Below are 15,102 nucleotides of genomic sequence, written 5' to 3' on the forward strand. Positions count from 1 at the left end.
TGTCAGCCGGCGATCAGACCGACGATCCGTTCGAGCATGTCATCCGTCAGGCCCGGGAAAATCGGCAGACACAGCACTTGCTGCGAGACCCCGTGCGCGACCGGCAGGTTTTCACGACGCGCCGACGGCAGTCCACGATAGATCGGGAATTCCGAAATCAGCGGATAGAAATATCGCCGTGCGTAGATCTCGTGGTCGCGCATCTTCTGATACAGCGCGTCGCGGCTGATCGGATAGTCGGGTTCGACGAGGATCGGGAAGTAGGAGTGGTTCGCGACCTTTTCGCCGGTCTTCGGCAGGCAGCGAATGCCCGGAATGTCGCGCAGCCGTTCGCGGTAGAGCGCGTCGATCTGCGCGCGGCGCGCCAGCGCCTCGTCGATATGCTTGAGTTGCAGCAAGCCGAACGCCGCGTTGATCTCGCTCATCTTGCCGTTGATGCCCGAGGCCACCACCGTCACTTCATCCACGAAACCGAAGTTCTTCAGATGATCGATGCGCTGTTTGGTCTTCGCGTCCTGACAGATGATCGCGCCGCCTTCGAACGTGTTGAAGACTTTGGTGGCGTGAAAACTGAGCACCGCGAGGTCGCCATGTTGCAACACGCTGCCGCTATCGGTTTGCACGCCGAATGCGTGGGCCGCGTCGTAGATCACCTTCAGGTTGTAGTTGTCGGCGATTTTCTGGATGGCGTCGACATTGCAGGGCTTGCCGTAGCAATGCACGGGCATGATCGCGGTGGTTTGCGGCGTGATGGCCGCCTCGATCTTGGCCGGGTCGAGATTCAGCGTATCCGGATCGATGTCGACGAACACCGGCTTGATGCCGTTCCACACCAGCGAGTGGGCGGTGGCGACGAACGAATAGGGCGTCGTGATCACTTCACCGGTCACGCGCAGCGCCTGCAACGCGGTGAGCAGCGCGAGCGTGCCGTTGGTAAAGAGCGCGAGATGCTTCACGCCGAGATACTCGCAAAGCGCCGCTTCGAACTGCTGGTGAAACGGACCGCCGTTGGTCAATATCTTGCTGTCCCAGATCTGCTGCAGATAGGGAATGAATTCGTCGAGCGGCGCGAGGTGCGGCTGCGTGACATAAATACGCTCGTCGATTGGCTGCTCGAACGCCTTCAGCGGCAAGGCTGCATTCATTTCGATTCCCCTGTCTGCGACGGCGCGGAAGTCTCGACGGCGACGCCGTCCAGTTCCTGCGCGAGTACTTCGAACGCGGCGGCGGGTTCGCCGGCGCACCAGCGTTCCCACATGGTCCGCACGGCGCGCGAGACGCCGGCCGCGACCACATTGGTGTGAAACGCGGGCGACGCCAGGCAGCGCGCGCGCAAACCGTTGCGGATGGCCGCCAGCGCGGGAATGTCCGCGGCCAGCGCGATGCCCTTTGTGACGAATTCGGCTTTGTCGGCGGCCACGAACTGTTCGAGCCCGACTTGCGACAGCCAGCCCATTGCCGCGCGGGCCGGCAGCGTATTGCCGGCGATGGTGAGCGTCGGCACGCCCATCCACAGCGAGTTCAGCACCGTGGTGGAACCCGTGTAGGGGTACGTATCCAGGCAGATGTCGACGTGGAAATGCTGCTGCAGGTAGACCGGGATGCTCGAACGCGGCTGGAAGGTCAGCCGGTCGCTCGTAATGCCTTCGCTCGCGAACCAGCCGGTCAGGAGCTGGCGGTCCTCGTCGGTCGCGCTGGCGCCCAGTTGCATGCGTGAAGACGGCACGGCATGCAGCAATTCAGCCCACAGCGCGATCACGTCGCGGCGCAGCTTGTTGAGCCGGTTGAAGCTGCCGAAGGTGATATAGCCCTGGTGCATCGCGGGCAGCAGATTGACCGGCGGCGCGTTTTCTTCCGGCAGGAAGGCGGCGCTGGCCGGAATCTGCACGACTTTTTCCGAGAACTGTTGCTCCATCGGACCGAACGGCAAAGCGAACCGGTCCGCGAGGTAATAGTCCATGGCGCTCAGGCCGGTGGTCGCCGGGTAGCCCATCCAGCTCACCTGAATCGGCGCGGGCTTGCGCGCGAACGTCAGGAGCCGGTTACGGCCCGTATGGCCGGACAGATCGAACAGAACGTCGATACGATCGTCGCGGATCTTGTTGGCGAGCTGAACGTCCGGCATGCCGGTGACCTGATGCCATTCGGCCGCGCACTGACGCATCTTGCGCGTGTAATCGTCTTCGAGGATGTGGTTGCTGTACACATGCAGAGACAGCGTCGGATCCTGGGCCAAATGCTCCATGATCGGCAGCAGGTAGGACGCTACCGCGTGGCGGAACAGATCGCCCGACACAAGGCCGATCTTCAGCTTGCGCTCCGGCGCCCGCTTGTTCACGTGACGCGGCCATTGCGACAGCACCGGCGCTTCGTGACGTTGCGCGAACTTGAGATGCTCCGCGAACAGCACGTCCGGATCGATGTCGGGATTGTGATTGAGCGCGAACAGATAGTTGTCGCCCGCGATCGCGTCCTTCGGGTCTTTCTCCAACGCCATGCGGAAGCTTTCCTCGGCGTCGCCCACCAGCCCGAGATCGAGCTGCAACACACCGAGCGTGCTGCGCGCGGTGGAACTGTCCGGCGCCAGTTCGATGGCGCGCCGTGCCGCGGCGAGGCCCTCGGCCACACGGCCCTGATGCACCAGCGACATGCCGAAGATACGCTGTGCTTCGGCATATCCCGGGTTGATCGCGAGAATCGCGCGACAGACGGTTTCGCAGTCTTTGTGCAGGCCTTTCAGGCGCAGCGTGTCCGCCAGGACGGTGCGGCTTTCGAGTTCTTCCGGGATCAGTTCTTCCGCTTTCCTCAGCGGTTCGAGTGCTTCGTCGTAGCGGCCCAGACGGTGCAGCGCGATGCCGAGCCAGCGCCACGCTATGCCGTCAGCCGGAAAACGCTGGGTCAGCGAGCGGGCCAGTTTGAGCGCCTCGGCGATCTGGCCGCGGTTGTACAACGAGGTGTACCGGTTGGTTTCCTGCTGGCTGACGCGCCGGCCCGAGGCAATCGTGGACTTGACCGGCGCGGCGGCCGGCTTGCCGGTGTCGCCTTGCGTGTCGGCCACAGCGTCGGTGTCCAGTGCGGGGCTCGGCTCGTTCACGGCATACGTGGGAATCACCGAGCCCGGGCTTGCCAGCCGCACGATCAGGCCATCCACGGCAGGGCCCTTCAAGCCTTGTTTCTGCCCCATCTCCAGTGCGAGCCACGCGGCGGCGGATTCGCCGGCGTCGATCAACGCGCCGATATAAGCCGTCCAGTATTGGCCGTTGTGCGGTTGCTGACCCAGCGCCAACTCGAGGTGGCTCAAGGCGTCTTTGGGGCGGCTGGTTTGCACCAGCAGCACGCCCAGATCGTAAAGCGCATCCGCGTGAAGCGGCTTCGCGTCGAGGATCGCCCGATAGAGCGCTTCGGCGTCGTCGAATTCGGCCTTGTGATGGTGCTCGAGCGCTGTCTGCAAGACGAGCGCGATGTCTTGCTCGAGTTGCTGGTCGGGCGTCAAGGGTTCGGCGGTCGGCTGCTCGTACAGGTGCGTCATGGTCTCAGCGCGGAATGGTCTATGAAGGAAATTGTGCGACGGGGACGGGGTTTCCGATGCGCGGAGATGACGGTAAAAACGCCGCCTGTTTAGCGTATGGACGGGCGGGCGCGGGCGCCGGATACAAGAAAAAAGCCCGCACAAGGCGGGCTGAGGGAACGAGCGCGTCTCACTTCGACGCGTAGTTCTTATTGTCGGGTTGTAGGCGGGGACCCGGTGCCGGCGTCCGCTTGCCTCGCGGCAGAACGACGGCTCTCAGGTTCCGCGGTAAGTCGGCTTACATGCGCGCCATGCGCTGGTACTCGCCGGCTGCCTTGGCGCGTCCCATTGCCGCTTCGAACTCGATATGCAGTTCGTTTTGCGTCGTTTCGGCTTCCACGAGCAGCGCCGCGTCCATGGTCTGGATCTGGCGGATCTTCTGCAGCGCGGCCGGTTCCTGCTCCGCCACCAGCGACATCAGCAGCGGCGAGCGAGCTTCGATCAGGCGGGCCGCTTCCGGCCAGTCGGCCAGCGACGCCGCCTGGGTGATTTCCTGTGTCATCGACAGCAGGCGGTCGACCAATTCCGTCTGGTTCATGGTGTGCGCGTCCTTTCTGCCCGACCGTTACTGGCTGTTGGCGGTGGCCAGCGCACCGGCGCTGTTGGCGCCACCGAACAGGGCGGTCAGGTATTGCGAGTTGCTGTTTGCACTCGCCATTAACGTGTTCAGCGCCGTGAACTGCGCCTGATACTGGCTCGTCAACTGCGCCGTGTAGTCGGCGAGCGCGCTTTGCTGCGAGGCGACGCTCTTCAGATCGGTGTTCAGCCCGGTGTTCTGGGTGTCGATGATGCCGCCGGTCTGCGTGAACGTCGTGATGTCGTTGTTCAACTGCGCGGCAATGCCGGTGGTCGAGTTGAACAGCGAGGCGACCGTTGCCGGGTTGGCCGTCAGCGCGGTGGTCAGTGTCGGGCTGTCGACCACCAGGGTGCCGTCCGCCGGATCGTCTTTCAGCGTGATGCCGATCGACGCCAGCGTCGTGCCGGTGCTGCCCGAGCCGACCGCGCCGCCGACCACCGAGGCCAGTGCGTTCTGGATTGTCAGCAGCGTCGAGTCGCCCAGCAGCGGGCCTTGCGACGATGACGACGAGTTATACGAGGTGAGCGTGGCCATCGTCGTGACGACGGTGTTGTACAGGCTCACGAAGTTGTTGATCGCGCTGCTTTCCGCCGTCGTGTCCGGCGTAACGTTCAGCGTCTGCGACGTGCTGACGGCCGCCGCCGACAGATTCAGCGTGACGCCCGAAATGGCGCTCGTTACCGAGTTGCTTGCGCTGGTCGCGGCGATGCCGTTGATCGAGAACTCCGCGTCCTGCGCGAAGGTGCTTTGCGACCAGGCGCTGCTCGTATTCGCCGAGGTAATGGTCGACTGACCGCCCGTCGTGCTGGCCGTCGACGTCACGCCGAGGCTCGACAGCCCGTTGTCGCTCGTGACGTTGGTCGTCACGTTGATCACGTTGGCCGCGCCGCTGTTCGCCGAGCGCAGCACGAGGTGAGCGCCGTCCGTGCCGGTCACGACGGTAGCCGTCACGCCGGGGTTGCCGCTGGCGCCGTTGATCGCGGCCGCAATGCCGGACAGCGTGTTGTTGGTGCTGTCGATGTTGACGTTCACCGTCTGGCTGCCGAGCCCGATCGTCAACGTGCCCGTGCCGAGTTGCGTGGTCGCGCCGAACGCCGCCGACGACAACGCCTGCGAACCGGCGATCTGTTGCACGGCAACCGTATAGCTGCCGGCCACGGCGCCCTTGCCGGCCGTAGCGGTCAGGCCGGTGCCGCTGGCGGTGGCGGTGAACGTGGACAACGTCGAACCGCTCGCCAGCCCGGCGATGCCGGATTGGAGTGCGCTCAACGCGGCGCTCAGTGCGCCGTACGCGGAGAGTTTGGTGTTGTCGCTGGTTTGTTGCGCCGTCAACGCCGCGGCTTGTCCCGCGGTCTTGGCGTTCACGAGTGCCGTGACGAGCGTCGACACGTCCATCGACGAATTGCCTGTCGAGCCGCTGATGATCGACTGAGCGGCCGACTGCAGCGCAGCGTTAGCGCTCGCTGTAGAAGACGTGGTTGAGATCGAGGACATGCAGAGGCTCCAGGCGTCTAGGAATCTGAAATTGGGTAGTGCGGGATGCTACAGCATCGGGTGTTGCAAATGCACATCGGGAGGCGAGCCTCCCGTTGCTTGAAACCCGACTGCGCGCCGTCTCCTGATAGCGCGGCGCGCAGCCGGTATTACGTCAGCTCTTATTGCAGGAGCTTCAGAACTTGCTGCGGGTTCGAGTTAGCTTGCGCCAACACCGAGATACCAGCTTGTTGCAGCACTTGCGCCTTGCTCAGGTTCGCCGTTTCTTGCGCGAAGTTGGCGTCCGTGATTTGCGACTGTGCCGACGACAGGTCGGTCGACTCAGCTTGCTGCGACGTGGCGATTGCCGTGAAGCGGTTTTGCGCGGCGCCCAGCGATGCTTGCAGGTTGTTGACCGTTTGCAGAGCGTTGTCGATGGAGACCATCGCTTCGTTCGCGCCGGTCACCGTGCCGATGTTCAGGCCCGAAACCGTCGGCGGGTTGTTGATCGCGTTGATCTGCGCAACCGATGCCGTTGCCACGCCCGAAGCCGTTGCACCCATTGCCGTCGCCAGCGTGGTGTTCAGCGTCAGGTTGGTGACCGCCGTGCCCGTACCCGCGGCAGTGCCTGCCGAGAAAATGTTGGAAACCGCGCCCGACGAGATCGCCTGGTTGTTCTGGTCCGTGAACGTGTAACCACCCTTGCCGTCCGACAGAACGTTCACCGAGGTGATCGTTGCGCCCGTGCTGGTGTACGTACCGGTCGAATCCGTGCTGATCGCAACCGTGCCGACCGTTTGACCGGTTTGCACCAGGCCGCCGCCGATCTTCGCTGCCGACATCGACTGGCTCAGGTTCAGGCTGATCGTCTGACCGACGTTCGCGCCGACCTGGAACGTCACGCTACCCGCCGAGCCGTCCAGAATGTTCGTGCCGTTGTACGTCGTTTGCGACGCGATACGGTTCACTTCCTGGATCTGTGCCGAAACTTCCTGTTGCAGTGCTGCCTGGTCGCTCGACGACAGCGTGCCGGTCGACGCTTGCACGGCCAACTGGCGAATACGTTGCAGGCTGGCGGTCAGCGATGACAGTGCGCTCGACGCGGTTTGAATCATCGACACGCCGTCGTTGGCGTTCGACACGCCTTGATTCAGACCGTTGATCTGCGTTTGCATACGCGTCGAGATCGCCAGACCTGCTGCATCGTCGGCCGCGCTGTTGATCCGCTTACCCGACGACAAACGCGTGATGGCTTGCGAGAGGGCGCTTTGCGAGCCATTAAGGTTTTGCTGTGCAACCAGCGAGTTGATGTTGCTATTGATTCCGAGCATGAAAATCTCCTAAATAAGCCTTGAGCCCAATACGCCACGTTGGCATCGGCGGAAGCACTCGTTCATTGCTGGCCGCCTCAGTGAAGGTTGACGGCGCGTTAAAAAAAAACTTGAGGCAATTTGTTCGAAGTCTTCCCAATTGTTTTACCGGCGCGACACCGTGCGAAACCGCTGGGAGGCGCTTGCAGCCTTGCTCGGCGCGCTCACTGCAGGTATTGAAAAGAGGGCGTATTCTCGTTTTTTCTTGTAACAAACTCGGGAGAAATCATGCAGAAACGCAAGGTTGGAAGATCCGAATTGCAGGTCGCGCCGCTCATGTTTGGCGGCAATGTTTTCGGCTGGACCGCGGATGAAGCGACCTCGTTTTCCATTCTGGATGCGTTCGTCGACGCCGGTCTCGACTTCATCGATACCGCCGACGTCTACTCCGCGTGGGTGCCGGGCAACCGGGGCGGCGAGTCGGAGACCATCATCGGCAAGTGGTTCCGGCAGAGCGGCAAGCGCGACCGGATCGTGCTGGCGACCAAGGTCTCTAAGCATCCGCAGCGTCTGGGGTTGTCGGCGGCCAACATTCAGGCAGCGGTCGAAGATTCGCTGCGACGCCTGCAAACGGATTACATCGACATCTATTTTTCCCACGACGACGACACGGCCACACCGCTCGCCGAAACGCTCGGTGCTTATCAGAAGCTGATCGAGGCCGGCAAGGTGCGGGTGATCGGCGCGTCGAACTATGGCGGCGCGCGGATCGAGGCGGCGCTGGCGGTGTCGCGTCAGCACGGACTGCCCGAATATCAGCTGCTGCAGCCGGAGTACAACCTGTATGATCGCGCCGCGTATGAACGCGACAACGAACCGGTCGCATTGGCCAATCAGCTCGGGGTGGTCGTGTACTACAGCCTTGCGAGCGGCTTTCTGTCCGGTAAATATCGATCGACGACGGATCTGGCGAACAAGGTGCGCGGCGGCCGCGTCGAAAAGTATCTGAACGAACGCGGCTTGCGGATTCTCGGCGCGCTCGACCGGGTCGCCGACCAGCATGGCAGCACGCCGGCCACCGTCGCCCTGGCCTGGTTGATCGCGCGGCCCAGCGTGACGGCGCCGATTGCCAGCGCGACCTCGGTCGAGCAGCTGAAAAGCCTCGTGGCGGCCGTCCACCTGATGCTCACTGGCGCCGATATTCGCGAGCTGGACGAGGCGAGTGCGTGACGCTCGGATGGCCTGGCGCAATCGCTAAACCCCTGGTAGGATGGAGAGTTTCCTGATATCATCGGGAGTGAATTGAGATCTTTGCCTGTTCCGTCAATGTTTTTCGTTGATGAAAGGTTGGCGAAACGGCAACAGACGCGGCTTTTTGCATTAACGTCTGTCCGCGTTCGGCGGTGAACTCCCCACCTCTCTTTTCCGGCCTCCGTGGCCGCTTTGCCTCTCGTTTCATTCGTGGTTTGGCCGGGTTCTGCCCGCGTTTGCCTGTTACTGGCCATGAATCGAAACGACCGGAGGGCCGGCGCGTGAGCGGTTTCCCGCCACGCAAATTAACCCGTATCAAGTGATTGATTTAGGAATTACATGACGACGATTCTTCTGAAGGAAAACGAGCCGTTCGAAGTGGCGATTCGCCGCTTTCGTCGCGCAATCGAAAAGAATGGCCTGATCGCTGAACTGCGTGAGCGCCAATCGTACGAAAAGCCGACTACGGCACGTAAGCGCAAGAAGGCTGCTGCTGTGAAGCGCCTGCACAAGCGCCTGCGCAGCCAGATGCTGCCGAAAAAGCTGCACTAAGCACGCTTTTTTAGCACGGCCGAACGGCGGTGTGAGCTTCGAAAGAAGCCACATCGCCGTTTTGCTTTTGGGGCTTTGAAAGCCTTTTGAGGGCAGTCGTTTTGGGGGATTAAGCGGCGCTTTTCAGTCGCTCGGCTGACAGGCTGAATTGGACGGCGATCGAGCTCAATCGCTCGCGCCATTCCCAGGTGCCGAACACGTCGTGGACGTTCTGCAGGCAACTGAGCAGGTCGATGGTGGTTGGATCGTAGACATTGAGGCGCGCGCGCAGCAGCGCCTTCTTCAGCGCCGACACGCCCACGTCCATGTAAGCGGGCACCTGCACGGGCGTTTTGCCGATGTAGCGCACGGGAATGCCTTCCATCGCGCTCATGTAGTCGAGCGGCTTGATGAAGCTGCCGACCGGACAGCCGCCGCAATAACCGCGGTAGGCGCCACCGCCGCGCGGCAACAGCGCCGCGCGCTTCTGGCCGAGCAGATGACTCACGGCCTGGTCGAAAATATCCTGATGCGTCAGGAAGCTAAGCGTTTTCATGGTTGGTCTCCCACGCGTTCCGCAGCGGTTATTCGTTGTTAGTGCGCATGACGATCAGTATCAGGCGCGCACCGATTAACGAAGCCCCGACTAGCGTGACGAAAGACCCTCAATTCGCGGGTTTGGCGCGTCGGCCGCTTCAACTTGCCTTGCGGTTGCGTCCCTTCTTGCCAAGCGCCGCGCATTGCGCGCGGCACATGCAACCCGTCTCGTGGTCGTTCACCATGCCGACCGCCTGCATGAACGCATAGCAGATGGTCGATCCGACAAACTTGCAGCCGTAGCGTTTGAGTGCCTTGCTGAGCGCGTCCGAAACTTCAGTCGACGCTGGTGCCTGCTTATACGAAGCCCAATCGTTCTGGATGGGCGTCTGATCCACGAACGACCATACGAAGTTCGCCAGCGAGCCGTGCTCGCTCTGAATCTGCTGCACGGCGCGCGCATTGGTGATCGCCGCTTCGATCTTGCCGCGATGGCGCACGATGCTTTCGTCCGTGACCAGCGCCTCCACGTGTTTCGGCGTAAAGCGGGCAACCTTGTCGATATCGAAATCGACGAAAGCGCGGCGGTAGCCGGTCCGTTTATTGAGAATCGTCGACCACGACAAGCCCGCCTGCGCGCCTTCCAGCACCAGCATCTCGAACAGATGCTGGTCGTCGCGCGAGGGCACGCCCCATTCGGTGTCGTGATAGTGTGCGAGCGATTCGCTCGACGCCCAGTTGCATCGCTGTGTCACGGTCGTGCTCCTGCGTTGTCATGTCGCCCGCCAGCATAGCCGAAGCCGCATGCGGCGCAAGCTGGCCATTCGGCCGATTGCGGGATTGAATCGGACCTGCCACGCTACGCGTTATTCACCTTCTGAACTCTTTTAATTCGATGAACCAAGACCTCTTTCTGATCGGCGTTGACGGCGGCGGTAGCGGCACGCGAGTGGTGCTCGGCGACGCGCAGGGCCGCGAACTGGCGCAGGCGGCAAGCGGGCCGTCGGGTTTGGGGCTGGGCGTCGAGCGCGCGTGGCAATCTATCGCGGCCGGTTGCGGTGACGCATTCGCGAGCGCCGGGATCGCGCTCGACTGGTCGCGCTGCGTGCTGGGCTGTGGTTTGGCAGGGGTCAACAATCGCGAATGGCTCGCCGCGTTTCGCGCGCAGGCGCCCGCTGTGGCGGGGCTCGCGGTAGAAAGCGACGCCTACACCACGTTACTCGGCGCGCACGGCGGCGCGCATGGCGTGATCGTCGCGCTGGGCACCGGCAGCGTGGCGGCTGCGCTCCACAGCGACGGCGAATGCCGCATCATCGGTGGCTTCGGCTATCCGTCGGGCGACGAGGCGAGCGGTGCGTGGCTCGGCCTGCGCGCCATCGTGCATGCGCAGCAATCGCTCGACGGGCGCGCACCCCGCGACGATCTCGCGCAGGCGCTGCTTGCCCACACCGGCGCGCATGACCGCGACAGCCTGGTCGTCTGGCTTTGCGAGGCCAATCAGACCGCTTATGCGAGACTCGCGCCGATCGTCATCGCGCATCGCACGCATCCGTTTGCGGCGCGTCTGCTCGATGAGGCGGGTGTTGAAGTGGGCAAGATGATCGCTGCGCTGGATTCCTCGGCGAGCCTGCCGGTTGCCTTGTGCGGTGGCCTTGGCGCACCTCTGCGCGAGCATGTGCCGCAGGCTTACCAGGCAAGGTTGCGCGAACCGTTGGCCGACTCAGCGCATGGTGGCTTGCAACTGGCGCAGCGCGAAGCCCAGCGCATTGCCCGTTGAATTCGCCGGTTAAGCGCGCCGGTTAAACTCGCCCGCTGAGTTCGCCCGCTGAGTTCGCCGGCTAAGCCCGCTGGCTTAAGCTCGCCAGGTGAGTCTACAAGCTGAACGCGCCGGCTACGTTTGCGCGGCAGAATGCGCCTGCTAACTTTGGCCGCCGGCCGTGAAGACCAAAGCCGCGACTTCGTCAGGCAACGGTAAAATACGCGCTTCGACGCTGCCCGGTTGCTCACACCATGTACAAAGTCATTGCCACGGATCTCGACGGCACTCTGCTCAACGCGGATCATCAGGTGGACCCGTTCACGGTCGCCACCGTGCGCAAGCTGGAAAGCGACGGGCTGCACTTCGTGATTGCAACGGGCCGTCACTATTGCGACGTCGCGGGTATTCGCGACGTGCTGGGCATCAGCCCGTATCTGATTACGTCGAACGGCGCGCGCATTCATGCGCCGGACAACACGGTGATCCACGCCGACGACCTGCCGCCGGCAATCGTGCAGCGCCTCGTGCAGCCGGAAATCGTCGGCGAGCATGGCCGCGTCATCGTCAACCTGTTCGCCGATCAGGCGTGGTTGATCGATCGCGATGCGCCGGATCTGTTGAAATTCCATCAGGATTCCGGCTTCACCTACGAGGTGACCGATCTGCCGAAACACAACGGCGCCGACATCGCGAAGGTTCTCTATATCGGCGACCCCGCCGATCTCGCGCAAGTGGCAACGAACCTCGCGCGCGAATTCGGCGACGCGTTGTACGTCACGTATTCGCTGCCGGACTGCCTGGAGGTGATGACGTCGAACGTATCGAAGGGACGTGCGTTGCAGATCGTGCTCGGGCGCCTCGGCGTCAATGCCGCGCAGTGCGTGGCGTTCGGCGACAACATGAACGACATCGACCTGCTGGAGACGGCGGGCCATCCGTTCATGATGAACAACGCCAATCCGGATCTCATCACGCGCCTGCCGAACGTGCCGCGTATCGGCAACAATTTCGAGGCGGGCGTTGCGCACCATCTGCGTAAGCTTTTCTCGCTCAACGACGAGTTGATGTCGTGAGCTGAAATGAAACCGGCCCGGTTCCAGTTTCATGGAAGCGGGCCGGTTTCGGACGCGAGCCGTTTGAAAACCCCGTGCAGCGCGCGCTCAGTGATTCAGCGGCATCGTAGGGCGCGTTACCGCGCCGAACCATCAGCCGTGCCATCCACCGCGGTAACCGCCGCGATCGTCATGGCCCCCGCGTCGGTCGTTGTGATCCCAGCCACGCTCATACCGGTGGTCATGGCGATAGTAATCGCCGCGATCATAGCGATGGTCCCATCCGCCATTGCGGTAGTAGACCGGTTGCGGCGCTGCGTAGACCGGAGCGGGCTGCGCATAAACCGGTGCGCCGAGCGACAGGCCGATGTTCAGATCCGTATGCGCTTGCGCGACACCGCATACGCCGACCGCGAGTCCGGCGGCAACCAGCAAGTGAGTGACGATGCGTTTCATGTTGTTCTCCTGTGAGGCGACGAGTGTTTGTCGCACAGGACCAATGTACGCATGCCGGCACGCGGTGACTGCGACGAGATGTTACGGACTGCAAGCATCTTCACAGGGTTGAAAGCTCACTGAAGCTTGGTCTACAACCCACCTCGCTGCATGATCGCTTCAGTCAACTACCTGTTCCATAAGCGATTTCAGCACGTCGACGAATGAAGAATCACGTCGGCGCAAAGATTGGCCAGAAACCTGGCCGCCGAGCCCGTAATCGCGACTTACATCTGTATTACCGAATTAATCCGCCGCGTTCGTGGAAGCCGCCGATGCCGCCGCCGACGCCGCGTCGGGCAACGCCGCACACGGGCAATCGGTAGAACGCCCATCAAGCCCCTGGCGGTCATGCTTGAAGCTCGCCTGGGCAACGCCGTTCTGCCAGTTGAGGCGAACAATGTAAATACTGTCGAAGTCGTCGCTCTTCCAGTTCGGGACATCGGCGGGATTGCCGCCATGCGTGCTCAACATTTGCCGCAACAGCTTAACGATCAGCTTGTGCTCCCAGGCGACGACGATCAGCTTGCCGCGATTGTCGGGATTCACGAGCGCGGTACTCAACTGGTCGATCTGTGCAAACCCATACGGCGTTTGTACGGGCATCTGGAATTGAATGGCGGTCGGCTCGATCGTGGCGAGCGGCCGGATGTAGTAGTAAGGGTGGCCGCTGTCGTCTTTCTGCTGGCCGGGATCGGGCGCGTAGATCGCGTCCGGTTTGCCGAACTTGGCTGCGATCACTGCCGGCAAAGCCAGCGCCCGATTCAACCCCTGGCAATTGAGTTGCCCGTAGCCCGCTGCAGGTTTCTCGCCGTGCCGCACGAACACGAGCGTTTCGGTTTGGCTGTCGGCTGCATGCGCATTGGGTAGCGCTAGCGCGCCGGCACACAAACCGCCGATCAAGAGTGCGATGGCATGCAGGAATCCGCGGAAACGGTTCATCGGTCGTACCTGTGCGAGCTTGGGAAGTCGCACGATTCTAGCAGCGGACTTTCAGCGCGGCCTTCGACGAATATCGATCGGCACACAGGGTTGAAACCGCAACGAAGCGAACCGAAACGCTAAAAAACGAAATGGGCACCGAGGCGCCCGCTCAACCTGCTCGCTCAACCGCATCTACCTATCAGTCGACCGCCAGCGTCGTCGAATTGCCGCGCCGGTTTTCGGCGATGACCGGATACAGCACGCCCGCGATCACCGCGCCGAGGATCGGCGCCACCCAGAACAGCCAAAGCTGATCCATTGCCGCCCCGCCGACGAACAGTGCCGGCCCGGTCGAGCGTGCCGGATTGACCGACGTGTTGGTGACCGGAATCGAGATCAGATGGATCAGCGTCAGACAGAGGCCGATGGCGATCGGTGCGAAGCCGGCCGGCGCGCGCTTGTCCGTTGCGCCGAGAATGACGAACAGGAAGAAGCCGGTCATGACCACTTCGCAGATAAACGCCGCCACGAGCGAATAGTGGCCCGGCGAGCGCTCGCCGTAGCCATTGCTGGCAAAGCCGCTAGCCACGAGGTCGAAACCGGGCTTGCCCGACGCGATTAGCGACAGCACCAGTGCGCCGAGCACGGCGCCGACCACCTGCGCGACGATATACGACGGCAAGTCACGCGCCGGAAAGCGCCCAGCGACCGTCAAACCAACGCTCACCGCCGGATTCAGATGGCAGCCGGAAATGTGGCCGATCGCATAAGCCATGGTCAGCACGGTCAACCCGAATGCGAACGCCACGCCCACGAAGCCAATACCGAGGCCATGAACCGGGCCGGCGAAGTTGGCGGCGAGCACCGCGCTCCCGCAGCCTCCGAGCACGAGCCAGAAGGTGCCGAAGAGCTCGGCGGCTAGGCGTTTTGACAGCGGCATGGTCGGTAATCCTAAAAAGAATGGCGCTTTACACGGCACAGATGAGACAAGCCGCGGCTAGATGTTTGAGCGCGCAATTCTAGGGAAGGACAGCCAGAATGGGTGTCAAGAATTGTCAAAAGTGGAGTCTGATTTACCTATTATTACCGGATAAAGATGGCGTTTTACAATTCATCGAAGCTTAATAATTATCAGAGGATATCTTCCTAAATCGGTATTATTGGCCATTGCGAATTTTTATAATTGCAGTTAGTCTGCGAGCGAATGAGTTCTAGAAAAGGGGAGAACCGGAATGTCACAATACGCAGATCTCAAGGCGCAGATCGCCAAATTGCAGGCGCAAGCAGAAGAAGCGCGCCGTACTGAAATCGACAATGTTGTCGCCGACATCCGCCAAAAGATCGCTGAATACGGTCTGAGTGCGCAAGACCTGGGCTTTGCGGTCGCCGCACGGCGCGGACGCCCGCCCAAGAAGGCGCCGTTGCCGGCGAAATACCAGGATCCCAAATCGGGCAATACGTGGAGCGGCCGCGGCAAACCGCCTAAGTGGATTGCTGGCAAGAATCGTGAGCGTTTTCTGATTGGCGCGGCGTGAGTCTATTTGCGGCCCGACGAAAGCAAACTGAAGGTTAGTCGGCAATCGGACTTATTGGCCGTACACGAATCCGGTATGGGAGCGTATCCA

15 protein-coding genes are annotated in these 15,102 nt (G+C 62.0%); 5 read left to right on the forward strand and 10 right to left on the reverse strand.

The genetic code is table 11. The features are described from left to right. Nucleotides 1–2: 2 nt before the first annotated feature. From vioA to FA94_RS20170, 5 genes are all read right to left on the reverse strand, one after another. Nucleotides 3–1,145, reverse strand: a complete 1,143-nt coding sequence (gene vioA / locus FA94_RS20150) for a dTDP-4-amino-4,6-dideoxy-D-glucose aminotransferase VioA (protein WP_035554418.1) — start codon at nt 1,143–1,145, stop codon at nt 3–5. Beyond that, entirely contained in the window at nt 1,142–3,529 is a 2,388-nt protein-coding gene (locus FA94_RS20155) for a tetratricopeptide repeat protein (RefSeq protein WP_035554420.1), read from the reverse strand. Before FA94_RS20155 ends, vioA begins: the two co-directional genes overlap by 4 nt. A gap of 277 nt (nt 3,530–3,806) precedes the next feature. After that, a complete protein-coding gene (gene fliT, locus FA94_RS20160) occupies nt 3,807–4,106 on the reverse strand; it encodes a flagellar protein FliT (RefSeq protein ID WP_035554422.1) in 300 nt (99 codons plus the stop codon). A 27-nt stretch (nt 4,107–4,133) separates the two neighbouring features. Then, nucleotides 4,134–5,639, reverse strand: coding sequence for a flagellar filament capping protein FliD (fliD, locus tag FA94_RS20165; protein ID WP_035554424.1), 1,506 nt, complete (start codon nt 5,637–5,639; stop codon nt 4,134–4,136). Nucleotides 5,640–5,800: 161 nt separating this feature from the next. Next, on the reverse strand, nt 5,801–6,949 hold the full coding sequence (locus FA94_RS20170) for a flagellin (protein ID WP_035554425.1): 1,149 nt from the start codon (nt 6,947–6,949) through the stop codon (nt 5,801–5,803). Nucleotides 6,950–7,216: 267 nt separating this feature from the next. On the opposite strand from FA94_RS20170, the gene FA94_RS20175 reads away from it, so the two are divergent. Both FA94_RS20175 and rpsU read left to right on the forward strand, forming a co-directional pair. Further along, the gene (locus FA94_RS20175; protein WP_035554426.1) at nt 7,217–8,158 is read left to right on the forward strand and encodes an aldo/keto reductase; all 942 of its coding nucleotides are present in this window, start codon (nt 7,217–7,219) and stop codon (nt 8,156–8,158) included. A 360-nt stretch (nt 8,159–8,518) separates the two neighbouring features. After that, nucleotides 8,519–8,731 (forward strand): 30S ribosomal protein S21, encoded by a 213-nt coding sequence (gene rpsU / locus FA94_RS20180; protein ID WP_006050883.1) that lies wholly within the window; start codon nt 8,519–8,521, stop codon nt 8,729–8,731. Nucleotides 8,732–8,840: 109 nt separating this feature from the next. On the opposite strand, the gene FA94_RS20185 is transcribed toward rpsU, so the two are convergent. Then, nucleotides 8,841–9,266 (reverse strand): hypothetical protein, encoded by a 426-nt coding sequence (locus FA94_RS20185; RefSeq protein ID WP_035554427.1) that lies wholly within the window; start codon nt 9,264–9,266, stop codon nt 8,841–8,843. A 139-nt stretch (nt 9,267–9,405) separates the two neighbouring features. Then, nucleotides 9,406–10,002 (reverse strand): DNA-3-methyladenine glycosylase I, encoded by a 597-nt coding sequence (locus FA94_RS20190; RefSeq protein ID WP_035554428.1) that lies wholly within the window; start codon nt 10,000–10,002, stop codon nt 9,406–9,408. Nucleotides 10,003–10,142: 140 nt separating this feature from the next. Between FA94_RS20190 and FA94_RS20195 the strand changes: the two genes are divergently transcribed. Both FA94_RS20195 and FA94_RS20200 read left to right on the forward strand, forming a co-directional pair. Continuing rightward, the gene (locus FA94_RS20195) at nt 10,143–11,024 is read left to right on the forward strand and encodes a glucosamine kinase nucleotide-binding domain-containing protein (RefSeq protein ID WP_035554429.1); all 882 of its coding nucleotides are present in this window, start codon (nt 10,143–10,145) and stop codon (nt 11,022–11,024) included. 233 nt (nt 11,025–11,257) lie between these two features. Beyond that, nucleotides 11,258–12,079, forward strand: a complete 822-nt coding sequence (locus FA94_RS20200; RefSeq protein WP_035554431.1) for a Cof-type HAD-IIB family hydrolase — start codon at nt 11,258–11,260, stop codon at nt 12,077–12,079. Nucleotides 12,080–12,211: 132 nt separating this feature from the next. Here FA94_RS20200 and FA94_RS20205 read toward each other — a convergent pair whose 3' ends face one another. From FA94_RS20205 to aqpZ, 3 genes are all read right to left on the reverse strand, one after another. After that, entirely contained in the window at nt 12,212–12,514 is a 303-nt protein-coding gene (locus tag FA94_RS20205) for a PXPV repeat protein (RefSeq protein WP_035554433.1), read from the reverse strand. Nucleotides 12,515–12,799: 285 nt separating this feature from the next. Further along, nucleotides 12,800–13,495 (reverse strand): hypothetical protein, encoded by a 696-nt coding sequence (locus FA94_RS20210; protein WP_035554435.1) that lies wholly within the window; start codon nt 13,493–13,495, stop codon nt 12,800–12,802. A gap of 181 nt (nt 13,496–13,676) precedes the next feature. Then, nucleotides 13,677–14,417 carry an aquaporin Z gene (gene aqpZ / locus FA94_RS20215; protein WP_035554437.1) on the reverse strand — a complete coding sequence of 247 codons (741 nt, stop codon included), beginning with the start codon at nt 14,415–14,417 and terminating at the stop codon, nt 13,677–13,679. 292 nt (nt 14,418–14,709) lie between these two features. Here aqpZ and FA94_RS20220 point away from each other — a divergent pair, with 292 nt between their 5' ends. Then, nucleotides 14,710–15,012 carry an H-NS histone family protein gene (locus FA94_RS20220; RefSeq protein ID WP_035554438.1) on the forward strand — a complete coding sequence of 101 codons (303 nt, stop codon included), beginning with the start codon at nt 14,710–14,712 and terminating at the stop codon, nt 15,010–15,012. The last annotated feature ends 90 nt before the right edge of the window (nt 15,013–15,102 follow it).

The organism is Burkholderia sp. 9120 (genome assembly GCF_000745015.1).
Classification (GTDB): Bacteria; Pseudomonadota; Gammaproteobacteria; order Burkholderiales; family Burkholderiaceae; genus Paraburkholderia.